We start from the raw sequence: 1197 nt of genomic DNA on the forward strand, positions 1-1197 counted from the left end.
AGAAAATGGCAAAAGGAAAATTCACCCGCACGAAGCCGCACGTCAACGTCGGCACGATCGGTCACGTGGACCATGGCAAGACGACGCTGACGGCGGCGATTGCCACCGTGCTGTCGGCCAAGTTCGGCGGCGAAGCGAAGGCCTACGACCAGATCGATGCGGCGCCTGAAGAAAAGGCACGCGGCATCACGATCAACACCGCGCACGTCGAGTACGAGACGGCCAACCGCCACTACGCGCACGTGGACTGCCCGGGTCACGCCGACTACGTGAAGAACATGATCACGGGTGCCGCCCAGATGGACGGCGCGATCCTGGTGTGCTCGGCCGCCGACGGCCCGATGCCCCAGACCCGTGAGCACATCCTGCTGGCGCGCCAGGTGGGTGTGGGCTACATCATCGTGTTCCTGAACAAGTGCGACATGGTGGACGACGCCGAACTGCTCGAGCTGGTCGAGATGGAAGTGCGCGAGCTGCTGGACAAGTACGAATTCCCGGGCGACGACACCCCGATCATCCATGGCTCGGCCAAGCTCGCCCTCGAAGGCGACAAGGGTCCCCTGGGCGAGCAGGCCATCATGAAGCTGGCCGACGCACTCGACAGCTACATCCCGACGCCCGAGCGCGCCGTGGATGGCACCTTCCTGATGCCCGTCGAAGACGTGTTCTCGATCTCGGGTCGCGGCACGGTCGTGACCGGCGCCGTCGAGCGTGGCGTGATCAAGGTCGGTGAAGAAATCGAGATCGTGGGCATCCGCCCGACGGTCAAGACCACCTGCACCGGCGTGGAAATGTTCCGCAAGCTGCTGGACCAGGGCCAGGCTGGCGACAACGTGGGCGTGCTGCTGCGCGGCACGAAGCGCGAAGAAGTCGAGCGCGGCCAGGTGCTGTGCAAGCCGGGTTCGATCAAGCCGCACACGCACTTCACCGCCGAGGTGTATGTGCTGTCGAAGGACGAGGGCGGCCGTCACACGCCGTTCTTCAACAACTACCGTCCGCAGTTCTACTTCCGCACGACGGACGTGACCGGCGCGATCGAGCTGCCCAAGGACAAGGAAATGGTCATGCCTGGCGACAACGTCAGCATCACCGTGAAGCTGATCAACCCGATCGCGATGGAAGAAGGCCTGCGCTTCGCCATCCGTGAAGGCGGCCGTACCGTGGGTTCGGGCGTCGTGGCCAAGATCCTCGACATCT

The 1197-nt window shown here is 64.0% G+C and carries 1 protein-coding gene; it reads left to right on the plus strand.

From position 1 onward, the window contains the following. Window positions 1-5 precede the first annotated feature (5 nt). On the plus strand, window positions 6-1197 hold a 1192-nt coding region (tuf, locus tag QTH87_RS26165), incomplete at its 3' end, for an elongation factor Tu (RefSeq protein WP_286613359.1).

This window comes from Variovorax jilinensis, from assembly GCF_030316885.1.
GTDB classification, from domain to species: domain Bacteria; phylum Pseudomonadota; class Gammaproteobacteria; order Burkholderiales; family Burkholderiaceae_C; genus Variovorax; species Variovorax jilinensis.